General features: G+C 74.6%; 12 protein-coding genes. All 12 read right to left on the bottom strand.

The genetic code is table 11. From position 1 onward, the window contains the following. Positions 1–28 precede the first annotated feature (28 nt). The 12 genes from ACSP50_RS18250 to ACSP50_RS18195 all read right to left on the bottom strand — a co-directional run bounded on the left by ACSP50_RS18250 (position 29) and on the right by ACSP50_RS18195 (position 18,970). On the bottom strand, positions 29–943 hold the full coding sequence (locus ACSP50_RS18250; RefSeq protein ID WP_014690722.1) for a thiopeptide-type bacteriocin biosynthesis protein: 915 nt from the start codon (positions 941–943) through the stop codon (positions 29–31). Then, positions 924–3,593: a lantibiotic dehydratase gene (locus tag ACSP50_RS18245; protein ID WP_014690721.1), complete on the bottom strand. Its 2,670-nt coding sequence runs from the start codon at positions 3,591–3,593 to the stop codon at positions 924–926. Before ACSP50_RS18245 ends, ACSP50_RS18250 begins: the two co-directional genes overlap by 20 nt. A 19-nt stretch (positions 3,594–3,612) precedes the next feature. After that, the gene (locus ACSP50_RS18240; RefSeq protein ID WP_014690720.1) at positions 3,613–5,439 is read right to left on the bottom strand and encodes a YcaO-like family protein; all 1,827 of its coding nucleotides are present in this window, start codon (positions 5,437–5,439) and stop codon (positions 3,613–3,615) included. After that, positions 5,436–7,043 (bottom strand): hypothetical protein, encoded by a 1,608-nt coding sequence (locus ACSP50_RS18235; protein WP_014690719.1) that lies wholly within the window; start codon positions 7,041–7,043, stop codon positions 5,436–5,438. The genes ACSP50_RS18240 and ACSP50_RS18235 overlap by 4 nt, the downstream gene beginning before the upstream one ends. A 2-nt stretch (positions 7,044–7,045) precedes the next feature. Further along, positions 7,046–7,744, bottom strand: a complete 699-nt coding sequence (locus ACSP50_RS18230; protein WP_043511657.1) for a tpaF — start codon at positions 7,742–7,744, stop codon at positions 7,046–7,048. 4 nt (positions 7,745–7,748) lie between these two features. Beyond that, entirely contained in the window at positions 7,749–9,368 is a 1,620-nt protein-coding gene (locus ACSP50_RS18225) for a tpaE (protein ID WP_014690717.1), read from the bottom strand. 34 nt (positions 9,369–9,402) lie between these two features. Further along, the gene (locus tag ACSP50_RS18220; RefSeq protein ID WP_014690716.1) at positions 9,403–10,014 is read right to left on the bottom strand and encodes a cyclodehydratase; all 612 of its coding nucleotides are present in this window, start codon (positions 10,012–10,014) and stop codon (positions 9,403–9,405) included. 11 nt (positions 10,015–10,025) lie between these two features. Further along, a complete protein-coding gene (locus ACSP50_RS18215) occupies positions 10,026–11,282 on the bottom strand; it encodes a YcaO-like family protein (RefSeq protein WP_197688153.1) in 1,257 nt (418 codons plus the stop codon). Positions 11,283–12,216: 934 nt separating this feature from the next. Continuing rightward, entirely contained in the window at positions 12,217–13,209 is a 993-nt protein-coding gene (locus ACSP50_RS18210; protein WP_043511654.1) for an SMP-30/gluconolactonase/LRE family protein, read from the bottom strand. Positions 13,210–13,249: 40 nt separating this feature from the next. Beyond that, positions 13,250–13,912, bottom strand: coding sequence for a DUF2993 domain-containing protein (locus ACSP50_RS18205; RefSeq protein WP_014690712.1), 663 nt, complete (start codon positions 13,910–13,912; stop codon positions 13,250–13,252). Beyond that, on the bottom strand, positions 13,905–16,205 hold the full coding sequence (locus ACSP50_RS18200; protein ID WP_014690711.1) for a hypothetical protein: 2,301 nt from the start codon (positions 16,203–16,205) through the stop codon (positions 13,905–13,907). The genes ACSP50_RS18205 and ACSP50_RS18200 overlap by 8 nt, the downstream gene beginning before the upstream one ends. Further along, positions 16,202–18,970: an MMPL family transporter gene (locus tag ACSP50_RS18195; protein ID WP_014690710.1), complete on the bottom strand. Its 2,769-nt coding sequence runs from the start codon at positions 18,968–18,970 to the stop codon at positions 16,202–16,204. Before ACSP50_RS18195 ends, ACSP50_RS18200 begins: the two co-directional genes overlap by 4 nt. Positions 18,971–18,985: the final 15 nt, after the last annotated feature.

The raw sequence follows: 18,985 nt of genomic DNA, 5'->3' as shown, positions 1-18,985 counted from the left end.
GCATCGGAAGTGCCTTTCGCGCCCACGTTCATACGGGCTCCAATTCGGTCAACGATCGGCACATCACATATGCCAGGAACGCCTCGCCGGCCGGGATGATCCCCAACCGGTTGTTGGTGGTGTGCAGATAGTGGGCGATGCACCGGGCGTACGAAGCCGTCCCGAGTGTCAGCTCCGCGAGGTCGCCGTGCGGGCCACCGACCTCGCGCGCCGCCGCCAGCGCCTCCGCGTACGTGTCGTGGAAGGTGTCGGTGGCGTGGCCGTGCCAGACCGCCTCGCACAGGTGACGGATCCGGTCCCGGGTGCGCTCGTACATCCCGGGCCACGAGCGGTCGGCGCCCGGCGGCAGGTACGGGCGCCACCACTGCTCGTAGCGCTCGAGGAACGCCCGGCTCTGCTCGGCGTCGAGCCCGGACCCCCGCAACGACATCGCCATGATCCGGATGGCATCCCCGGTCGGGGCTCGGGGCGCCGGGTCGGCCCGGGCGGCGATCAGGTCGAGCACCGCCGCCGACGTGCGGCCGAACAGCCGTTCCGCGATCCGCACCCCCGCCGGGCCGCCGTACTTGCCGTACTCCGGCCGGTACTCGGCCTCCTCCACGGTGCCGGCCGACCGCTCCGGCGCCGGCTGCTCCCCCTCCCGCTCGGCCAGGTGCGCCTGCAGAGACACCTCGTACGCGTACTCGGCGGCCAGCTCCGGGGTTCCGGCCGGGACCGCCGACGCCAGCGCCCGCCCGATCGACTCCACCGCGGCAGCGGACGTGCCACGCACCCGCAGCCGCAGGTGCGGGCCGCCCTGCCAGTAGCGCAGGAAGAAGAACCGGTCCCGCAGCCCGGCGTCGCGCAGGAGCGGGTCGACCACCTCGCGCAGGAACCGCGTCTGCACCGAGTGCGGCAGGTAGACGTGCAGGGCACGCCATCGGTCAGTCTCGGTAGAGCTCAACGAAAAACTCCTCCGCCGCCGCCGGACCGTCCCCGCGCCCGTACTCGTCGGTCGCCGGCAGGCATTCTCGAATCGACAGGTGGACGTCGTCGCGGGTCAGCGCCGACTTGGCCAGGCTCCGCACCGACAGCGGGTTGCGGAAGTCCACGTACATGGGTTTGTGCACGCTCGCCCGGTGCAGGTGCTCGAAGTCGGACCAGCTGCGCGGCAGCCCACGGGTGCGGCCGGACAGCACCGCGTACTCGTCCGGGGTCTGGCACAGCACGAACGCGTCCCGCGGGAGGCCGCGGCTGCGGCGCCACTCGTCGAACCGCAGCAGGGCCGGGTACGAGTCCCGGCTCACCTCCGCCAGCATCGGGATGTCCCGGGCCGGCACCGTCCACGAGCGGCGGTCCGCGACGACGTCCCCGACGACCAGGCGTCCGGCGCCGCCGGGATCCCGTACGCGGCGGATGTCGTCCAGCGGGTGCCACGGGTACCGGGTCGTCGGGCTCAGCGCCTCCAGCAGCTGGTACAGCACCGGCACCCCGACCGGGATGAGGAAGTTCATCGGCATCAGGTCGAGTGGCGCGCCGGCGGCCGGGTCCCACAGCAGCAGCCGGTGGCTCCCGTGGTCGACCCGGATCGCCAGGTCGCCGAGGCCGTACCGGCGTTGCGCCGTCGCCGACGGCCAGGAACCCGGATAGTCGAGGACCCGGTCGGTCAGCGGCGGGTGCAGGTTGAAGTTGAAACCGAGCACCGCGTTCAGGTCGACCTGCCCGCCGAAGGCGTCCCGGAGGTGATCGCGCAGGGCCGACCGCAGCGTCCACCCCGGCATCGCCGACCCGTCGATGAACCGGCAGAACCGGGAGAAGTAGACGCCGTATCCGGTGAGCACGCCGTTCACCACCACGGCCGGCTGCCGGTCGGCGCGCCGGGCGAACTGGACCCGGAACGTGATCGACGCCGGATCGACGCGGTCCTCGACCCGCGCGCACGCGTCGTCGACGGCCTCCGGGCTCAACCGCAGCACACCGTCGCCGTCCGGCACGATCCGGTCGCCGAGCTCGTGCAGCGCTGCATCGCGCCGCCGGGCGTACGCCCGTGCGAGGGCGGATCCGTGCCCGGCGAACACCGCGTCCTGCTCGGCTTCGGGCAGCCGGACCAGTTGGTCGAAGAAGTCCAGGAACGGCACGGTCTCCCGGTCGCCGAACCGGTCCACCGCGAAGGAGTACAGCCCCAGCCGCTTCACCTGGCCGTAGTCGAGCATCGAGGCGAAGCGCCACAGGCTCGCCAAGGCCGGCCGGGCCGCGGCGATCGCGTCGGCGTTCCACGTGGCGGGGCGGGCGCGGGTCCACGCGTCCTCGTACACCGGTGCCCGCACGATCGCCTCCGGCGGTGCCCCGACGCCGCAGACCGCGCCCACCTCGGCGATGGCCCGGTTCCCGACGGCCAGCAGCGCCCGACGGCCGGCCACCGACGCGTCCGGGAAGTCGGTCTCCAGCCGCCGCAGCGTCCGCAGGTCGGCGGCCAGCACCGACAGCGGTCCGGCGGGCGCGGAGTTCAGCAGATCGGCGAGCTTCGCCGCGTACGCCGGGTCCTGCTCGTCGATGCCGGGCCGGAACGACAGCAGACCCGTACGCAGCAGTGCCCGCAGGACCTTCCGGGCCGCCTCGTCGCCACCGGCCACCTCGGCCAGTGCCTGTCGCAGCTGCGGCACCGGGGCCGAACCGCCGGCCAGCACGCCCAGGACCCGGTCCACCACCGGGTCGCGCCGGAGCCGGACGACCTGCTCGGTACCGCCGTACCCGGTGGCGCGCCCGTCCGGTCGCAGGCCGATGAAGCGAATCGATTTCTCATCGATGGACAGCGAGGAGTTGAGCAGCATCCGACCCAGGTCGTCACCGCCCGGCAGCCGCTGCCAGCCGCCCACCATCCAGTTGAGCAGCACCCGGTTGAGGGTGGTCGACGACTGTGTGCCCGGCGCGCCGCCGGCCTCCGGGGGCAGGTCCGGCGGGAAGGCGCCGACCTCGGTGAACCGGCCGAACGGGGACGGTTTCAGCGCCGCCCGGTAGGCGAAGTTCACCAGCGACGACTCCGCGGTGCGCAACCGGCTCGGCTTGAGTGCGGGACCGTCGTCGCGGACGTACCTCTGCAGGCTCTCATACAGCTGGTCGCCGGAGAGCTGGATGCCCTTGGCCATCGCGTCGTGCTCGAACAGCGCCCGGATCCCGGCCCGGGCCGCCGCCAGCTCGGCGTCGAAGAGCGTACGGAGATCCCTCTCCTCCCGGCGCACCTCGTCGGCCAGCTCCAGCCAGGCACGCACCTGGCCGGCGGCGGCGCCCAGGTGCGGTTCGGTGAGGGTGAGCCGGCGCCGGGCGGGGTCGGACCGGCCGTTGTAGACATCACGGCGCAGCCGGACGATTTCCGCTCGCACGGTCTGGTCCGCGCCCGGCACCAGGGCCGCCAACCGGTCCGCGACCTCCGCCGCCACCCGCGCTCCGGCGGCGGCCCGCCGGCGCCACCCGTCGACCCGCGCCCAGTACCGGTCGAGCCCCAGGGCGGCCAGCTCGGCCACCGGCAGGCGGGCCCGGCGGAACACGACGTACGGGCTGAGTGTCGCGGATGCCCGGGTAGAACGCTGCAGGATCTCCGGTGATCGCACGGTCATGGCTCTCCTCGCTGCCGTCTCACGGGAACGGGTGGGGTGGGACGTCGGCCGGGGACTGCCCGGGCGCCAGGCCGGACTGGTACGGGGTCACCTGGCGCGCCAACCGCGGCAGCCCGGCCATCCGGCGAGTGTGGTGCCCGAATGTCATCGGCAGGCACCCCGGCACGAACACCCGCGTACACACCAGACCTCGCCAGCGCAGCTCGGGTGTGGTCATGTCGGCCGCGTACGCGGACAGCCCGGCCGCCTGGAGCCGGGCCCGCACGTGGTCGAGGTCGGCGTCGAGCCGCGCCGCCACCGGATGTGCCGCGACCGCGTCGGCCAGGGCGAGTTCGGGTCGCTCCGGGGTGGTGAGGAAGTCGAACCAGGGCCGCGACTGCGGCAGCGCGCCGAGCAGGCTGTGGTCGGCCATGGTGCGGACCAGCCCGAAGTCGGCGGCGAGCCGCCGGCCGTGGGCGCGGTCCCGGTCGAAGGTGTGGGTGACCGCGGACAGGATCGCGGCCACCTCGAAGATCGCCGATTCGGCGGCCGCCCGCGGATGCAGGTTCGCGCCGGCCGACACGAACGTGCACGGGCCCGCCGCCGCGTCGCGCCGGGCGAGTGCCAGCACCACCGGGATGCCGGTGTCCACCGCCGCCCAGTACAGCCGCAGCCGGAATCCGGTGACGACCGCGACCCGGTCCACCAGCTGCCGTATCCCGCGGTCGGCGGGACCCAGGGTGAGTTCCGGGAGCAGCAGGCGGTGGTACCAGGTGAGCAGGAACGCGTCACGTTCGGCGATCTCCAGCAGCCCGTGCAGGGCCGCCTCCTCGTAGCTCTGCCCCAGGGCGAACCCGTTCGACGTGTCGTAGAAGAACGGCCGGCGCGACCCGGGCCGGTGTGCCCAGGACAGCGCCGGTTCGGGCAGGTAGCGCGGGACGCCGCCGCCGAGCGGCGTGACCGGGACCCAGCGCAGCCGTTCGTGCCGGCCGAGCGGCGCGAAGGGGAAGTCCGGCTCCGCGTACCGGGAGTCGTCGTGGTAGCCGAGCGTCCTGGGATCCAGGCCCTGAGCGTCCAGCTCGGCCAGCGACGCCTCGACCGCCCGGCCGGTGGGCTGGCGGTGGAAGCCGGTGTAGCGTTCCAGCCCTTCCAGCACCGCCGTCCGGCGGCTGCGAGCGAAACTCAGGCAGCGGCCGATGCCGGGTTCCCGCCCGCCGTCGCGCAGCGGCAAGCCCACCTGCGCGGCCGGCACCGGCCCGTCGAGGTCGACCCGTGGTTCCCGGAACACCGAGTGCGCCCCCACGTAGTCGGAGGTGAGGTCCGGTGGCAGCGGGCGCCGGCTGCGCAGCGTCCCGTCGGCCTTGTCCAGCAGGTCCGGCCTGGAGCCGAAGGCGACGGTGGTGTCCGCCGGCTCGGGCGCGCACGCCGGGCACGCCGAGCTCGGAGGCACCCGCCCCGGCTGGACCGTGCCGGTCGCGGCGTCGACGGTGGCGAGAGTCCCGCTGGCGGTGCCGTCGCGCAGCAGCCTGGCCGCCAGCCGGCCGACGACTACCCGCAGCGCCGGACCGAGCCGCTGCCACAGCAGATCAGCCCGGGCGGCATCCGCCGGAGCGCCCGCCGGGGGCGGCGCCTGCGGGCCGGTGAGGAACCAGGCCAGGCAGGTGGGACAGCCGCCGGCACCGGGCCGGTAGGCGAGCACGTGGATCCGGCCGCGCCAGAACAGCACGGCCAAGCCCCGGCCGGGCCGGTGCCCGCCGTCCGGCCCGGACAGCCGGGCCGGGCCGGTGAGCGGGCCGAGCAACACCTCCGTGGGCGGCGGCGCGTCCCCGGCCAGCGCGGCCAGCGGGTCGTCGAGCAGCGTCGTCATGCCAGTTCCACCACCCGGAGCCGGCCCTGGGTGAACCGCACCGGCGCCCGGTCCGGCTCGGTGACGTCCGGCCGGGTGAGCTGCTGCCAAGCGTCCCGCCATCGCCGGAAATGGGGGTTGACCGGCACCAGGACACCGTCGTCGTTGACCCGGCCGAGGAGCGCCGTCGCGACGGCCTCGGCGTAGCAGGCGCCCAGCCCGTGCAGGGCGGGGCCGGACGCCGGGCGGCCGGCGACCCGGTACAGGCCGTTGGGCAGGCGTTCGCCGGTCCACCCGATCGGACCGAGACCGGCCGAGCGTTCCAGATAGCGGCTGACCCGGACGCACGGCTGCGGACCGAGGTCGTCGGGCAGCTCCGCCGCCGCGCCGGCCGGGTGCCGGGCCGACGACCGGAGCAGCGCCCGGTAGATCGCCTCGTCGAGGGTCCAGCCGGCGCCCCGGTTCCGCGCGGGTGGGCCGGCCAGCACCTCGACCGCGTTGAGCGCCGCCTGATAGAGGGCCTCCCGCGACGACAGCGCGGCGGCGTGCACCGGGCGCCGCCCGCCGCCGTCGAGCAGGACGGTGGCCCGGGCCCGCCCGTACGGCACCTGCGGCAGCTCGCCGCCGTCGAGGTCGAGGAATGGACCGGCAACCGGGTCGGTCCAGCCGGCCAGCGCGGCGACGATCCGATCGTGCTCGCCGTGCCGGTCCGTCCCGTCGTGCGGGTCCACCAGGTCCCGCCGGACCACCGGATCCGGCGCTTCGGCGGCCGGGCGCCGCCGGGCGCGGCGGCATCGGCAGCCGGCCTCGATCACGGCCGGGTGTGCCCGTACCTCCGGCCGGTCCGGGTCGAGCGACAGCGCGGCGTTCGCCACGGTGCCCAGACCGGCGGCTCGGCGGCAGATCGAGTGCGCCACCACCCCGGCCGCCGTCCACTCGTCCACCGAGGTGCCCGCGGAAGCGGCGCCGAGGTGCCGGCGCAGGCAGTCCCAGCACCCGGCCGCGTCGCCGTCGGACCACACCAGCCAGTACCGGGACCCCACCGAGCCGGCGATCCCGTGCGGCCGGCCGGCGGCCCGCAGCGCGTCCTGGATCCGGACGACCTGCCCGTGCGGCAGGCCGTCGGCGTCCACGACCGGCAGGGCCGCGCCGTCCGCCGGGTTCTCGGACAGCGACCGGTAGTCGGCGGGCACGCCGTCGAGGACGTGGCGCAGGCGGGCGAGCCACGACGGCCGGCCGTACAGGACCGGGACGGTGTCACGCATCCGGCGCAGCGCGCGCTCCGGGTGCCGGGTCAGCTGGGCGAAGTAGAGGATCAGCCACGGCGGCGCCGGCTCGTCCGCGTACCGGCTCATCGGCGCGTCCAGCAGCACCGCGCAGTCCCGCGCGGTGAGCACCTCGAGCAGGCGCGCCGCCGCCGGCGGCAGGTCCTGGAGCAGCTCGGACGCGGTCCGGGTGCCGTCCGCCCGGTCCAGTAGCGCCGTCACCAGGTCGGCCGCGGCGGCACCGCGTACGGTGAAGGACGCCGAGCCGACGCCCACCCACACACCGCCGGCCCTCCGCCGGACCGCGACGTCGGGGCGGGCGAGCACGAAGCCGGTGGCGGTCGCCGATGCCGGGGACATCGTCAGCCCTCCGGGTGGGCGTAGGTGGCGGACAGCAGCGGATGCCGGGTCACGCCGTCCCCGCGGACCAGCCGCCGGACCGCCGCGGCGATGAAGCCGCCGAACAGGGTGCCGGTCAGGCCGTACGACTGGCAGCCGAGGTGGAAGTCGTAGAGCGCGGCCGCCGCGCGCACCACGGACATCCGGTAGCCGTGCGGGCCGGCCCACGAGTCCGCCCGGTCCAGCGAGGCGTACATGGCGACGATCCCCCCGGCACCGGCGAACTCCCGCTGCACGCCGAGGTCCTCGACGTCGCCCAGCGCCTCGACCGGGGCCAGGAACGAACAGTCGTGCGCCGTCACCCGGTACACCCCGGCGGGTAGTCCGCGGCTGCGCACGGCGAAGACGAACGCCTCCACCGGCCCGGCCGCGTCGTCGAGCCGCCAGTCGAGCCGATCCCGGCGCAGCGCCGCGTGCAGCAGGGCGATCACCAACTCGGTGCGTACGGGCTCGTCGGCGTACCGCAGCGACGAGCGGCGGGCCAGCAGCGTGTCGCGCAGGTCGGCGTGCGGCTCGGCCAGCAGCTCGTCGAGGTCGACGGCGACCGGCGCGGCGTCCGGGAACGGCGCCGGCCGGCGGTCGGCGGCTCGCCCGTCGCTCGTGCTCGTCCTGGTGGCGAAGCCGGCCAGCAGAGGCCGCATGGTGGACAGGTCGGATCGCACCGGGTCACCCCAATTCCAGGACGGCGGCGACGGGTTCGTCGGACGGGAGAAGCCCCAGGCACTCGGCGAGGACGTCGTCGTCGAAGTCGCGGGCGAGGTCGTACGCCAGACCGAGGTGACCGGCGACCGCCCGGGCCGCGGCCACCGCGCATCCGGCGTCGAGCAGCGCCAGCCGGAGCCCGAAAGTGCCGTACTTGCGGACCACCTTGCGCAGGTTGGCGGTGATCACCAGCAGGAGCGGCCGGTTGCCGGGCGGCGGGGTACCGGACGCCATGCCGGCCAGCGCGTGCTCCTGCTCGACGTACGCGTAGGCGCCGGCCGGCAGCACGGTGTCGTCCCGGCACAGCAGGTACGCGGTGGCCGAGCCGATGTTCCCGGCCGCGGCGGTCCAGCGCCGTACCGCACCGTCGACCGGCGACTGTTCCCGTACCCCGAACGCGACCGCGAGCAGCAGCGCGACCTCGCGCGGTCCGGGACGCCGCCCGGTGCCGCCGGCCGGCTCCCCGGCCAGCCGCGTCAGGTCCGCGGCCGGCAGCGGCCGGCGGGGGCAGGTCGGCCACGTCCGGAACTGCGACGACAGGGCGATGTTCGCCGACTGGTAGTGGGCCAGGTGCCCCTTCGGGTCGAGGAACCGGCGTGGGGGTATCGCCACCGCGGCCTCGTACCGGGCCGCGGCGGGCGGCTCGGCCGCCCGCACCCCGGCGGCGAACGAGCAGGTGGGGCAGCCCGGGCGGGTCACGGCGGCGCGGTAGCGCGTCGCCAGGGTGCTCAGGTCCACCTCGGCCGCGTCGAGCGGGAGGTGGGTCATCGTGGCCCGGCCGACCAGCGCCGTCACGTGATGGGTCACCAGGCCGGCGACCAGGTCGCCGGTCCCGGCCGGCGGATCGCCGTCGGGTGCACCCTCCGCCGCGGTCCCGCACTCGAGACACGGCGTGAAGGCGGGATCGACGTACGGGCCGACCGTCACCGCGGTGGCGCCGACCCGGACCCGTAGCAGCGGCCGCCCCTCGGTCCAGCAGCGGCGCCGCAGGGCGGCCAGGTCGGGCGCCGAGCCGCGGGTCTCGAAGAACACGCTCAGGCCGTCCTCGCCGGCGGCCGCCGGCCGCAACTCTCCGGTCACCGGCCGGCCGGCACCGTCGAGACATCGGGCCGCCGTCGCCACCAGTGACGGGTCGCCGGCCAGGTGCACGACCGTCCGCGCGAGCCGCCGCGCGGCGCCGGTCCAGGACCGGTTCGCTCCGGTGGAGTTACCCAGCCGGGACAGCAGGCAGGCGAACTCCGGCGCCGCCGCTGGCAGGGCGCCCGGCGGATCGCCCTCCTCGACCGCGCCGGCGGCCCACAGCAGCGCGAGTGACTTGTAGACGGTTCCCTCGTCCAGTCCGGTCCGGGCGGCCAGGTCGCGGTGGCCCAGCGTCCCGTCACAGGCCGCGACCAGCTGGGTCAGATGGTCGCGGGCGAACCGGCCGGTGAAAGCCTGGGGCCGATCCGCGCCGTCGAGCACGACCGTGTCGCCGGACCGGCGCAACCGGACACCGCGGCGCACCGCCGGGCGCACCGGCACCGCAATCTGCATGTCGCGGCGGGCTGCCCGGCCGATCGTCTCGGCGTTCACCTCGACCACCATCCGTACGCTCCTTCACTCACCGGCTGCTCGGGACTCAGGGAAGCCCGGCGACCGCTCCGGCGCCGGCGGGCGCGCCGTCCCGGAATCGGGCCCCGCACCGCCGGCAGCGGTCCACCGCCACCGTGGAAGCGGACGACAGCGTGCCGGCGACCAGGTCGAACGTGCGGACCGTGCCGCCGAGACCGACCGGGCCGCCACGCATCTCGGCCAGCGCCAGCCCCAGCAAGCCGTGCGTGACCGCCAGGTGCGGCCGGCCGAATCCCTCGGGCAGGTCCCGGGTCGCGGCGCTCAGGTCGTACGGCCGGCCCGGGTCCCGGTGCTGCTCGATGCGCCGCCGGTAGCACGCGTGACACGCGGTGGCGCCCGGGATCACCGCCGGGCCACAGACGATCCGGGTCGGCAGCAACTCCACGCCGACGGTCGGGACACCCCGGTCGAACCCGGCCCGGTCGAGCGCGTCCCGAAGGTCGTCGTCGCGCCCGGCGTGCAGGGCCACGATGATCCGGGCCGTGCTCAGCCGCGCGTCGTCGGGAAGCACGCTGCCGGTCACCGGAATCGCCGCCCGGATGCCGTACGCCTCGGCGTACCCGGTGCCGAACGCGTCCCGTACCAGGTACACGTCGTCCTCGGGTCGGTCGGATGTCACCTGCTCGCCTCCTACGCGAACGGTTGCGGGTCGGGGTTCACCGACTGCTCGTCGCGGCGGCCGTGGCCCATCGCCTCCGGTGCCGCATACAGCCGGGGCGTGCCCAGGTAGCGCTCGCTGTGGATGAACGACAACGGCACCGCCTCGGGCACCAGGACCTTCACCGCGTACATGCCGGCTTGCCGGGCCTCGTCGGTGGTGAGGTCCACCGCGAGCACCTCGGCACCCCGGGCGGCCACCCGATCCACCGCGGTCGTCAGCGGGTCGGCACCGGCCGGCAGGCCGGGCAGATCGGGTAGCCGCCGCACCGTCCGTTCGCCGGCGAGCAGGTGCCGGAACGCGTCCCGCCGGGCGGCCGCGGCGTTGTAGGCGGCCGAGCCGAGCACGTTGACCGTGCCGTCGTCCGGCCGCCGTATCGGCCGGCGGGTCACGTGGTCGCGCAAGGCGAGCCGCAGGGCGGCCAGCTCCCGGTACACCTTGCCGACCGCCTGCCCGGGATCCAGGTCGCAGGTGGCGCACACGATCTGCGCGAGCGCGTCCTCGTGCTCGGCGAGTTGTACGGCGTACACCACCGGGATGCCGAAGTCCGTCGTCGCGTCGAACAGGCGTACCTCGAGGTGGCCGGCGGTACCGGCCGCGCGGGCGGCGCGGGCCGCCGGGTCGAGCAGGCCGGGGTCGACCGCCAGCTCCGGCAGTGGCAGGCGGTGCAGCCAGGCGAGCGTGAGGGCGTCCCGCTCGACCACCTCGAGCAGTCCGCCGAGGACGGCCCGGCGGATGTCGGAGTGGACCGCCGCCCCGGTGGTCACGCCCCGGGTGAACAGTTCCGCGGCGGTCCGCGGGGCCAGGTGCAGGTACACCGCGGCGGCCGGCACCAGCACGGCCCGTCGCCGGGTCAACGACCAGGCACGCACCCACCGGATCGGGACGCCCGGATCGTAGGGTCGCAGTCCGCAGTCCTCGCGCCGGAACTCGGCGGCCGAGCATCGCGGCCAGCGGGCGGGCGAGACGCACTCCTCGGTCAGCGCGTCCTCAGCGGCGAAGATCATCTCGTCGTCGTGCCAGGAGCAGATCGAGTAGCGCTCCAGCGCCTCGGCGACCGACGTCAGCCGGGCCCGTTCGCCGGTGAGCGCGCTGCCGACCCCGTTGATGTTGCCCATGTCGCCGGCGTCGCTCCAGCCGCGCATGCCGTCGAGCACTCGCGCCGGGTCACCGATGCCCGCCACATGCACCGCGAACGGCGGATCGGCGTCGGCCGGCGGTAGGGACACGGTGCGCGACACCAGGCCGAACGGCGATATCAGGAATGCGAGCCGACGCAGTTCAGGACCGCACGGCTCCGCGACAATGCCCCGTGACATTGATAAGCACCAACCCCCGCGTCAGCTGTCCACGACACCATTACCCAAGCGCCGGAAACTGTCAAGGCGGAATATTGTTGATCACGGGAAGGGACGCGGTACGTTGCTCCACTTGAGATCAAAAAGCCTTTTAGGCAGACCTGACCTGCACTTAAACGTGTCATCATCAAGATCCGCCAGCAGTGCGACCCGGTCCGATGACGCCTTTTCCCGGAGATCATCGAGTCAATTTCCGGCGATCGCCGCCGGGCCGCGCACGGCAATCCCGGAAAACCTTTCCCTCGGCATTGCAGCCATTCTCCACATTGTCGTCGCGGTTGATGACCAGGAATTCACACAGTGATCCCAACCCCGCGGCGACCTCTGCGAATCCACCTTCCGGCCCGGCCCGAGCCGTCGATCCGGCCCGAGGCGCCGGCGCCTCGGGACCCACTTCCCGGCACACGGCGGCGATCCGGCGCGGCGGCCACCTTGTCGCCCTTCTCGACCAGATGACTCAAAAAGGCGAGCCATTTCCGTACGCCGCGGATCGTCGGAGTTCCGGCCGCGCCGGTCGTCACCCGGCTCCGCTGAGCCTCGAAGCCGGCGTAGCCCGTCCGACGGCCGCCCGAGCCGCCCGGACAGGTTGGGCGCCTGATCTTGCTGGGCGGCAGTCACGTGCACAGCGAGTCGCGGCGAGTCCGTCACCGGCGGCTCCGGCAGGTCCACCGCGAGAGCCCCGGTTGCGGCGGCGCACGTCCCAGCGAGGGCAGGCCGCGACTCAGGCCCATCGAAGCCCGTGGGCACAGGCCAGAGCCCGGCTCGTCCCCGGTGCGCGGCGATCAAAACGAGCCGGTTGTCGGGATCAGAGGCTCGGCAGGTGCAGCAGGGCGATGTCGTTCTCGGTGAGGCTGCCCAGGGCCAGGGTGCCGTGGTGTTCGGCGACCGAGGTGACGAAGCCGTACGACCCGTCGTCGGTGCGCAGGTCGTGAACGAGGTCGCCGGCCAGGGTGAAGGCCATCACCCAGGCGATCGGGGTGGCTTTCGGGCGGACCGCTTCGGGCAGGTTCCAGACCAGCAGGCGCAGGAAGCCGGGCAGCGGCAGCAGCCGGTCGACGAGTGGGTTGCGCGGCGCCGCGATCGCCACCCAGAGCAGGCCGTCGCTGCCCAGCGACATGTTGTCCGGGAAGCCGGGCAGGTTCTCCACCAGGATCTCGGTGCGCCCGGCGTGCGGGCCGGTCAGGTGGTGCCGCCGGATCCGGTATCCGGCGGTCTCGGCGATCAGCAGGTGCGACTCGTCGGGGGCGAGGACCAGGCCGTTGCCGAATTTGAGGTCCGGGATCAGGGTGGTCAGCGTGCCGTCCGGGTCGCGGCGCACCAGCCGGCCGGTGCTGGTGTGTTCCATGATGTCGCCGAGGTGGTCGTCGAGCGGCCAGCGGCTGGTGGACGTGGTGAACCAGACGGTGCCGTCAGCGGCCTGCACGACGTTGCTGGCGAAGGTGAGCGGGACGCCGTCCACGGTGTCGCAGAGCACGGTGGTCGTTCCGTCCGGGCGTACCGCCAAGAGGCCTTTGTCGTGATCGCACACCAGCACGCCGCCGTCCGGCATCGGATGCAGGCCGAGCGGGCGGCCGCCGGTGTTCGCCAGGACGGTGTGCTCGCCGGTGTCCGGGTCGATGCGCAGGATGCGGCCGTCGGCGGTGCCGGTGAGCAGCTGCCCGGTGTGGTCGAACTGGACGTCCTCGGGGCCGTGGCCGTCGGTGGGCAGCAGCCGGTCGACGCGCAGCGGGGCGGTCGGGCCGGGGTCGTTCAGGGTGGGCGGGGTCCAGCGGCGAGGATTGATCAGACGGCGCGTCATGCGGGTGAGTGTGCCCGCCATCAGCGCGAATCGATAGTGCCTACGGGCAGCCCGGCGAGGCGGCGGCGGCGATCCGCAGATCGCTTCCGGTGACGGTGAGCTGCAGGCCACGCGATGTCACGCCGGCTTTCGTGTACTGCAGGCCGGCGGGCAGCGGCGGCAGGTCGACGGTCCGGGCCTGGGCCCGGTCGCCCAGGCGTGCCGCGGGTATCCGCAGACCGAGAGCCGGGATTTCCACCTCCTCGGGGCGCAGGGTGAGGGTGCCGTCGGCGAGCCGCGGCGCGGCGTGCACGATCACCGATCGCGGCTCACCGAGCAGCTCGACCCGCATCGGCACGGTGAGCCGTCCGCTGCTGTCCGAACCGTACGCCAGGGCGACCTCGGCCGTGAGCGACCCGGCCCGCATCGTGCCGGTGTCGGACAGGCGCACGTCGTGGGCGGTGGCATCGACCGCGGCGGTGACCTGTCCCACCGTCACGTGCGGCACCTGGACGTGCACCGTACCGATATTCCTGCTCATCAACTGCGGCAGGAACGGCATCGCGGTGAACGACACGTCCGGGTCCACGTCCAGATGCCCGGCGCATCGCAGGCGGTCGGCGAGGCGGCCGGCGGCGCGGGCTGCGACGATGCGGTCCGCGGTGACGGCGAGACCGAGAGTTAGGGTAAGCGCGACACCGGCGATCATCCATCTGCTACGCATCGGCCCCGTCCTTCCACCGGCGGACCAGGCCGGTGACGAGCACGCAGGCCACCAGCAGGCCGACGGCGACCGTGATCCGGGTGCCGTCGCCGGTCGAGGCGCCGGCCGGGTCGGACGCGGCCGTGCCGTCCATCCGGAACTGCCACATCGCCGATCCGGTGGCCCCCTCGGGCGCGCCGTACGGCAGCGCCTGCGCGGCTCGCCGGTCCATCGCGGTGAACAGGGCGGAGACCTCGGCCGGTGTCGCCGAGCCGGCCACGATGCTGTCGGTCAGCTTCTGTGTGCCGTCGCTGTGCAATCGTCCGGCGCCGCGGGTGGCGGCGGCCCCGCCGTCGGCACCCTTGCCGGCTTCGGTGGCGAGCCGGCCCGCGCCGGTCGCCGCGGCCCTGGTGCCGTCGGCCACTGCCGCGCTGCCGCCGGCGACCTTGCCGGCACCGGTGGCGAGCGCGCCGGCGCCGGCCGCGGCGGCGGACGAGCCGGCGGCGAGCTGCGCGGCGCCCTGGTTCACCTGGCCGGCCACGCCGGTGGTGCGACCGGTGGCCGACGCCAGGGCGGTGATGCCGTGAACCTGCTGGGCGAGTCCGGCGACCAGCGCGTCCAGGCCCTGCGCCACCCCCTTGGCGGTGTCGCCGCCGGCCGGGCCGGACAACGCCAGGGTGAGGCGCTGCAGCCCCGCCGCGGTGGTGGAGATGCCGTCGCTGAGCACGGCGGCGGCGTCCTCGGCCTGGCCGAGCCCGGAGCCGAGGGCGCGCAGGCCGGTGGCGGCCTTGCTGAGCTCGCCGCTGAGGGCGTGCATGCCGGCCGCGCTGCCGGTGCACTGGTGCGCGGCCCGGCGCAGATCCGCACAGTCGGCGGCCGGCAGTGGGCCGTTCGGCCCGCAGTCGGCGTCGACGATGCCGGAGACCAGCGTCGCGGTGCCGGAGGCGGCCGTGGACAGACTGCTCGCGGTGCCGGCGCCGGTGGCGATGCCCGCGGCGATGGTCGTGGCGTCGCCCGCGGCGGAGCTCAGCGTGCCGTGGAGCCGGGCCGCACCGGCGCCGAGCGTGTGCAGGGCGCCCAGCACGGTGTCCGGGTCGTCCGCGGAGCCGAGCTGGGCGGCGATCTGCTCGACGGCGGTCTGCAGCGCCTGGGCGGCCTGCAGGCTGGCCGACATGCCCGCGGCGCCGGAGAGCCGGCTCAGCGCGGTGTCCAGTTCGGTGAGTCCGGCGCTGAGCTGGCGGGTGCCGGCGGAGAGCGCGTCGGCCGAGGAGGCGACCTTGCCGGTGCCCTCGGCTAGCCGGCGCGCGCCGGTGCTGGTCCGGGCGGCGCCGGCGGCGGTGGCGTCGGCGCCCGGGACCAGCTGCCCGGTGAGTTGCCGCTGCAGGGCGTCCGCGCCGGTGGCGAGCTGGGTGAGTCCGTCGGCGAGTCCGGCGACGCCGGCGCGCAGCGACACCACCTGGTCGTCGACGCTGCCGGCGGCGTCGGCCAGATGGGTGTTCGCCCCGGTGGTGCTGGTGAACGTCTGCCCGGCGAAGCGGCTCGCCGGGTCGGTGCCGGTGGTGGCCGGGATCAGTTGCATCGTGACGTCGGGTATCTCGGCGTCGGTGACGGCCGCGGAGAGGGTGACCGTCGCCTGCGGGTTGCCCATCGGTGGTGCCAGCACGAGGTTGTACGCGACGTGACTGCCGCCGGTGGCGGTGCCGGCGACCGTGCCGCCCTCGGCGGACACGTCGCGGTACCGGCTGGGCAGGTCGGCGACCAGGTCACCGACGAGCGGGAGGAACACCTTCTCGGTGACGGTGTGCGAGGTTTTGCCGGCGTCCCGGTAGGTGATCGCGGTGGGCTCCGCGGTCCGGTTCGTCACCGTGTACGTGATCTTGAGGTGGCCGCTGCGTCCCCGCAGGGCGGCCGGCGAGATCGTCGCGCCGTCGAGTTCGTAGTGGGCGTGCAGCGTGATCGGTACGGCGCCGGTCACGGTGGATGCGGTGGCGAGCCGGTCGCCCGCCGTCACCCTCTGCACCAGCCGGTCGCCGGAGGTGTCCGGCCGGCCGTAGCCCACCAGGTTGCGCAGGCCGGCGGTGGCCGAGGGATTGCGCAGTACGGCCGTGCCGGATCCGTGGGCGGCGAGGACGTCGACCAGCGTGGCGCCGACCGGCACGCCGCTGGCGTCCAGCCGCACGGTCACGGTCTCCTGGTCGGTCACCTGGAGCGCGTCCGGCTCGGCGGCGCGTGCCGGGACGACCGGCAGCGGCAGGCCGGTCAGGACCAGCGTGGTGGTGACGGCGCCCGCACGGCGGGGAGTCCAGCTAGTCATCGATCAGCTCCGATCGTCGAGGGATCCGGCGAGAGCTGCCGGCGCCGGAGGCCGGTGCCGAGCAGGCGTCCCAGCAGGGACACGGTGAATCCGGCGGCCGTGCACAGCAGGACGGTGGCTTCCGGTTCGCCGGCGGCCCAGCCGACGGTGCCGGCGACCGTCGCCGCCAGGGTGGCGGCCGGTGGGATGCGGCCCCGGCTGAGCAGCGGCGGAACCGCAGCGAGAAGCACGGTGAGCGCGATGGTCAGTCCGGCCGCCGACGGGAGCTGCGGCAGTCCGACGGCGGCCCCGGCGAAGGCCAGGGTGCTGGTGGCCGCACCGATCAGCAGGCCGGCGCCGCGGGCGCCGACGCCGGCCCGCTGCCGCCGGCCGGCGACGAACGCGCCGAGCAGCAGAGCGACGACGGCCGGCGTCGCGGCGGCCACGCTGCCGCGGTGCACGGTCACCACGATGATCAGGACGATGAGCGGCACGGCCACCGCGGCCGTGCTCCACCGGCCGCCACCGATCGCGACGTCGTGGCCGTTCCGGGCCGGTGCGACCGGCGGGCTGTCGAAGAACGCGGGATCGGCTTCGATGGCGATCCCGGGCAGGAGCCGGTCGAGGAGCGGGGGCAGCCGCCACTGCCGCTCGCCGATCAGGACCATGACCCCGGGCACGAGCAGGCAGCGCACGACCGTCGCGTCGACGGCCACCGCCACGGACAGCCCGAGACCGAACATCTTGACGACCGGATTCGCGTTGATCAGGAAGCTGGCGAAGACGGCCACCATGATCAGCGCCGCACTGCTGACGATCCGGCCGGTGTCGGCCAGTCCCAGGCTCACCGCGCGGGCGTTGTCCCGGGTGGCGTGCCAGTGTTCCTGTATCGAGCTGAGCAGGAAGACCTCGTAGTCCATGGACAGGCCGAACAGGATGGCGAACATCATCATCGGCACGTACGACTCGATCGGCACCGGCCCGTCCAGACCCAGCAGGCCGACGCCCCATCCCCACTGGAAGACGGCGACCACGACGCCGTAGGCGGCGGCGATCGACAGCAGGTTCATCGCGGCGGCCTTGGCGGCGAGCCAGAGCGAGCGGAAGGCGAGCAGCACCAGCAGGCCGGCGAACGCCAGCACCGCCCCGATCAGTACCGGCAGCCGCTGCGAGATCCGCCCGGCCAGGTCGGCCTTGGTGGCGGTGAGCCCGCCGACGTGTCCCTCGGCGCCCCGGCCCGCCAGCGCCCGCGGCAGCGTCGTGTCGCGCAGCCGGTGCACGAGCTCCACGGTGCGCTCGTCCGACGGCGAGGTCTGCTCGGTGACGCCGAAGACCGCCACGGCGGAGTCGGCGCTGATCACCGGGTCGCTCACCGTGCGGACGCCGGGGCTCTGGGCCAGCGCGGCGCGCAGCGCCACCAGACGGTCGTCCCGGGCCCGGGGATCTTGGCCGTCCGTCGTCGAGGCGCCGTCCGGGGCGGTGGCCGGAGCGAACATCTCGACGACGACCCGCAACGGGCCGTTGGCGCCGGGCCCGAAACCCTCGGCGAGCGTGTCGTAGGAACGGCGTGACTCGGTGGCGGCGGGCAGCCGGCCGGCGTCCATCTGACCGAGCCGCAGGGCGAGGACGGGCGCGGCCAGGGTGAGCAGTACCGCGGTGGCGGCCAGCGTGGTGGTCAGCGGCCGCCCGGCCACGCGTACGGCCAGGCGGGCCCAGGCGGTGCCGGCGAGGTCCTCGGGACCGGTGACGGCCGCGCCGCGCCGGCGGCCGGGCAGCGACAGCCGGTTCACGCCGGGGCCGAGCCAGCCGAGCAGGGCCGGGGTCAGGGTGACCGCGGAGCCCAGGCTGACCGCGACGACGATGGCCGCCGAGTAGCCCAGCCAGCCGACGAAGGCGACGCCGGAGAGCGCCAGCCCGCAGACCGCGATGACCACGGTGCCGGCCGCGAAGACGATGGCGCCGCCGGAGGTGCCCGCCGTGCGGCCGGCGGCCTCCTCGGCGGTGAGGCCGCCGGCGAGCAGCCGCCGGAAGCGGACCACCAGGAACAACCCGTAGTCGATGCCGACCCCCAGGCCGATCATGGTGGCCAGGGTGGCGGCGACCGTCGGGATGCCGGCCGCGTTGCCCAGCAGCTGGAGCAGGGCGAGGCCGCCGCCGACGGACAGCACCGCGGTGACGATCGGGACGCCCATGGCGACGGCCGAGCCGAAAGCCAACAGCATGACGACGACGGCCACGACGATGCCGATCAGCTCGCTGGTGTGCACCGGGCTCTTCGACAGCTGCTGACCGAGCTGCCCGCCGACGGCGACGTCCAGACCGGCGCCGGTGGCCGGGCCGGTGGCGTCCCTGACCCGCTCGGCCAGGTCGAGGGTCGAGGCGGAGTCCGACTCCGGGGTCACGGTCAGGTAGCCGATGTGGCCGTCCGGGCTCAGCGCCGCGTCGCCGGCCGCCGGTGGGTCGCTCACCTGCCCGACGCCCGGGATCCGGCGGATCCGCTGCACAGTGTCGCGCAGGGCGTCCGCGTACGCCGGGTCGGTGACGCCGCCGCTTCGCGCCTTGAGCACGATCGGGCTGGCGTCGGCCGACCTGCCGGGAAACTCGCGGTCCAGCAGGGTCTGCGCCACCGCGCTGTCGCTGCCGCCGACGGCGACGGCGTCGGTGCTGCCACCACCCAGGCGGTGACCGACGACGATGACCGCCACCGCCACGACGACCCACGCGACGGTCACCCATCGGCCGTGCCGGGCACAGAACCGGCCGAGCCGGTAGAGAAGGTTCGACACGCGATCAACAGAAAC

The organism is Actinoplanes sp. SE50/110, from assembly GCF_900119315.1.
Lineage (GTDB): Bacteria > Actinomycetota > Actinomycetes > Mycobacteriales > Micromonosporaceae > Actinoplanes.
Note: the sequence above shows the minus strand (reverse complement) of the source record. Positions and strands in the feature narration are given on the sequence as shown.

What these genes read in the sequence shown, in the direction of transcription:
- ACSP50_RS18245 (WP_014690721.1), bottom strand. Translation starts at nt 3,593, where the DNA reads ATGACCGTGCGATCACCGGAGATCCTGCAGCGTTCTACCCGGGCATCC.
- ACSP50_RS18240 (WP_014690720.1), bottom strand. Translation starts at nt 5,439, where the DNA reads ATGACGACGCTGCTCGACGACCCGCTGGCCGCGCTGGCCGGGGACGCG.
- ACSP50_RS18235 (WP_014690719.1), bottom strand. Translation starts at nt 7,043, where the DNA reads ATGTCCCCGGCATCGGCGACCGCCACCGGCTTCGTGCTCGCCCGCCCC.
- ACSP50_RS18225 (WP_014690717.1), bottom strand. Translation starts at nt 9,368, where the DNA reads ATGGTGGTCGAGGTGAACGCCGAGACGATCGGCCGGGCAGCCCGCCGC.
- ACSP50_RS18210 (WP_043511654.1), bottom strand. Translation starts at nt 13,209, where the DNA reads ATGACGCGCCGTCTGATCAATCCTCGCCGCTGGACCCCGCCCACCCTG.
- ACSP50_RS18205 (WP_014690712.1), bottom strand. Translation starts at nt 13,912, where the DNA reads ATGCGTAGCAGATGGATGATCGCCGGTGTCGCGCTTACCCTAACTCTC.
- ACSP50_RS18200 (WP_014690711.1), bottom strand. Translation starts at nt 16,205, where the DNA reads ATGACTAGCTGGACTCCCCGCCGTGCGGGCGCCGTCACCACCACGCTG.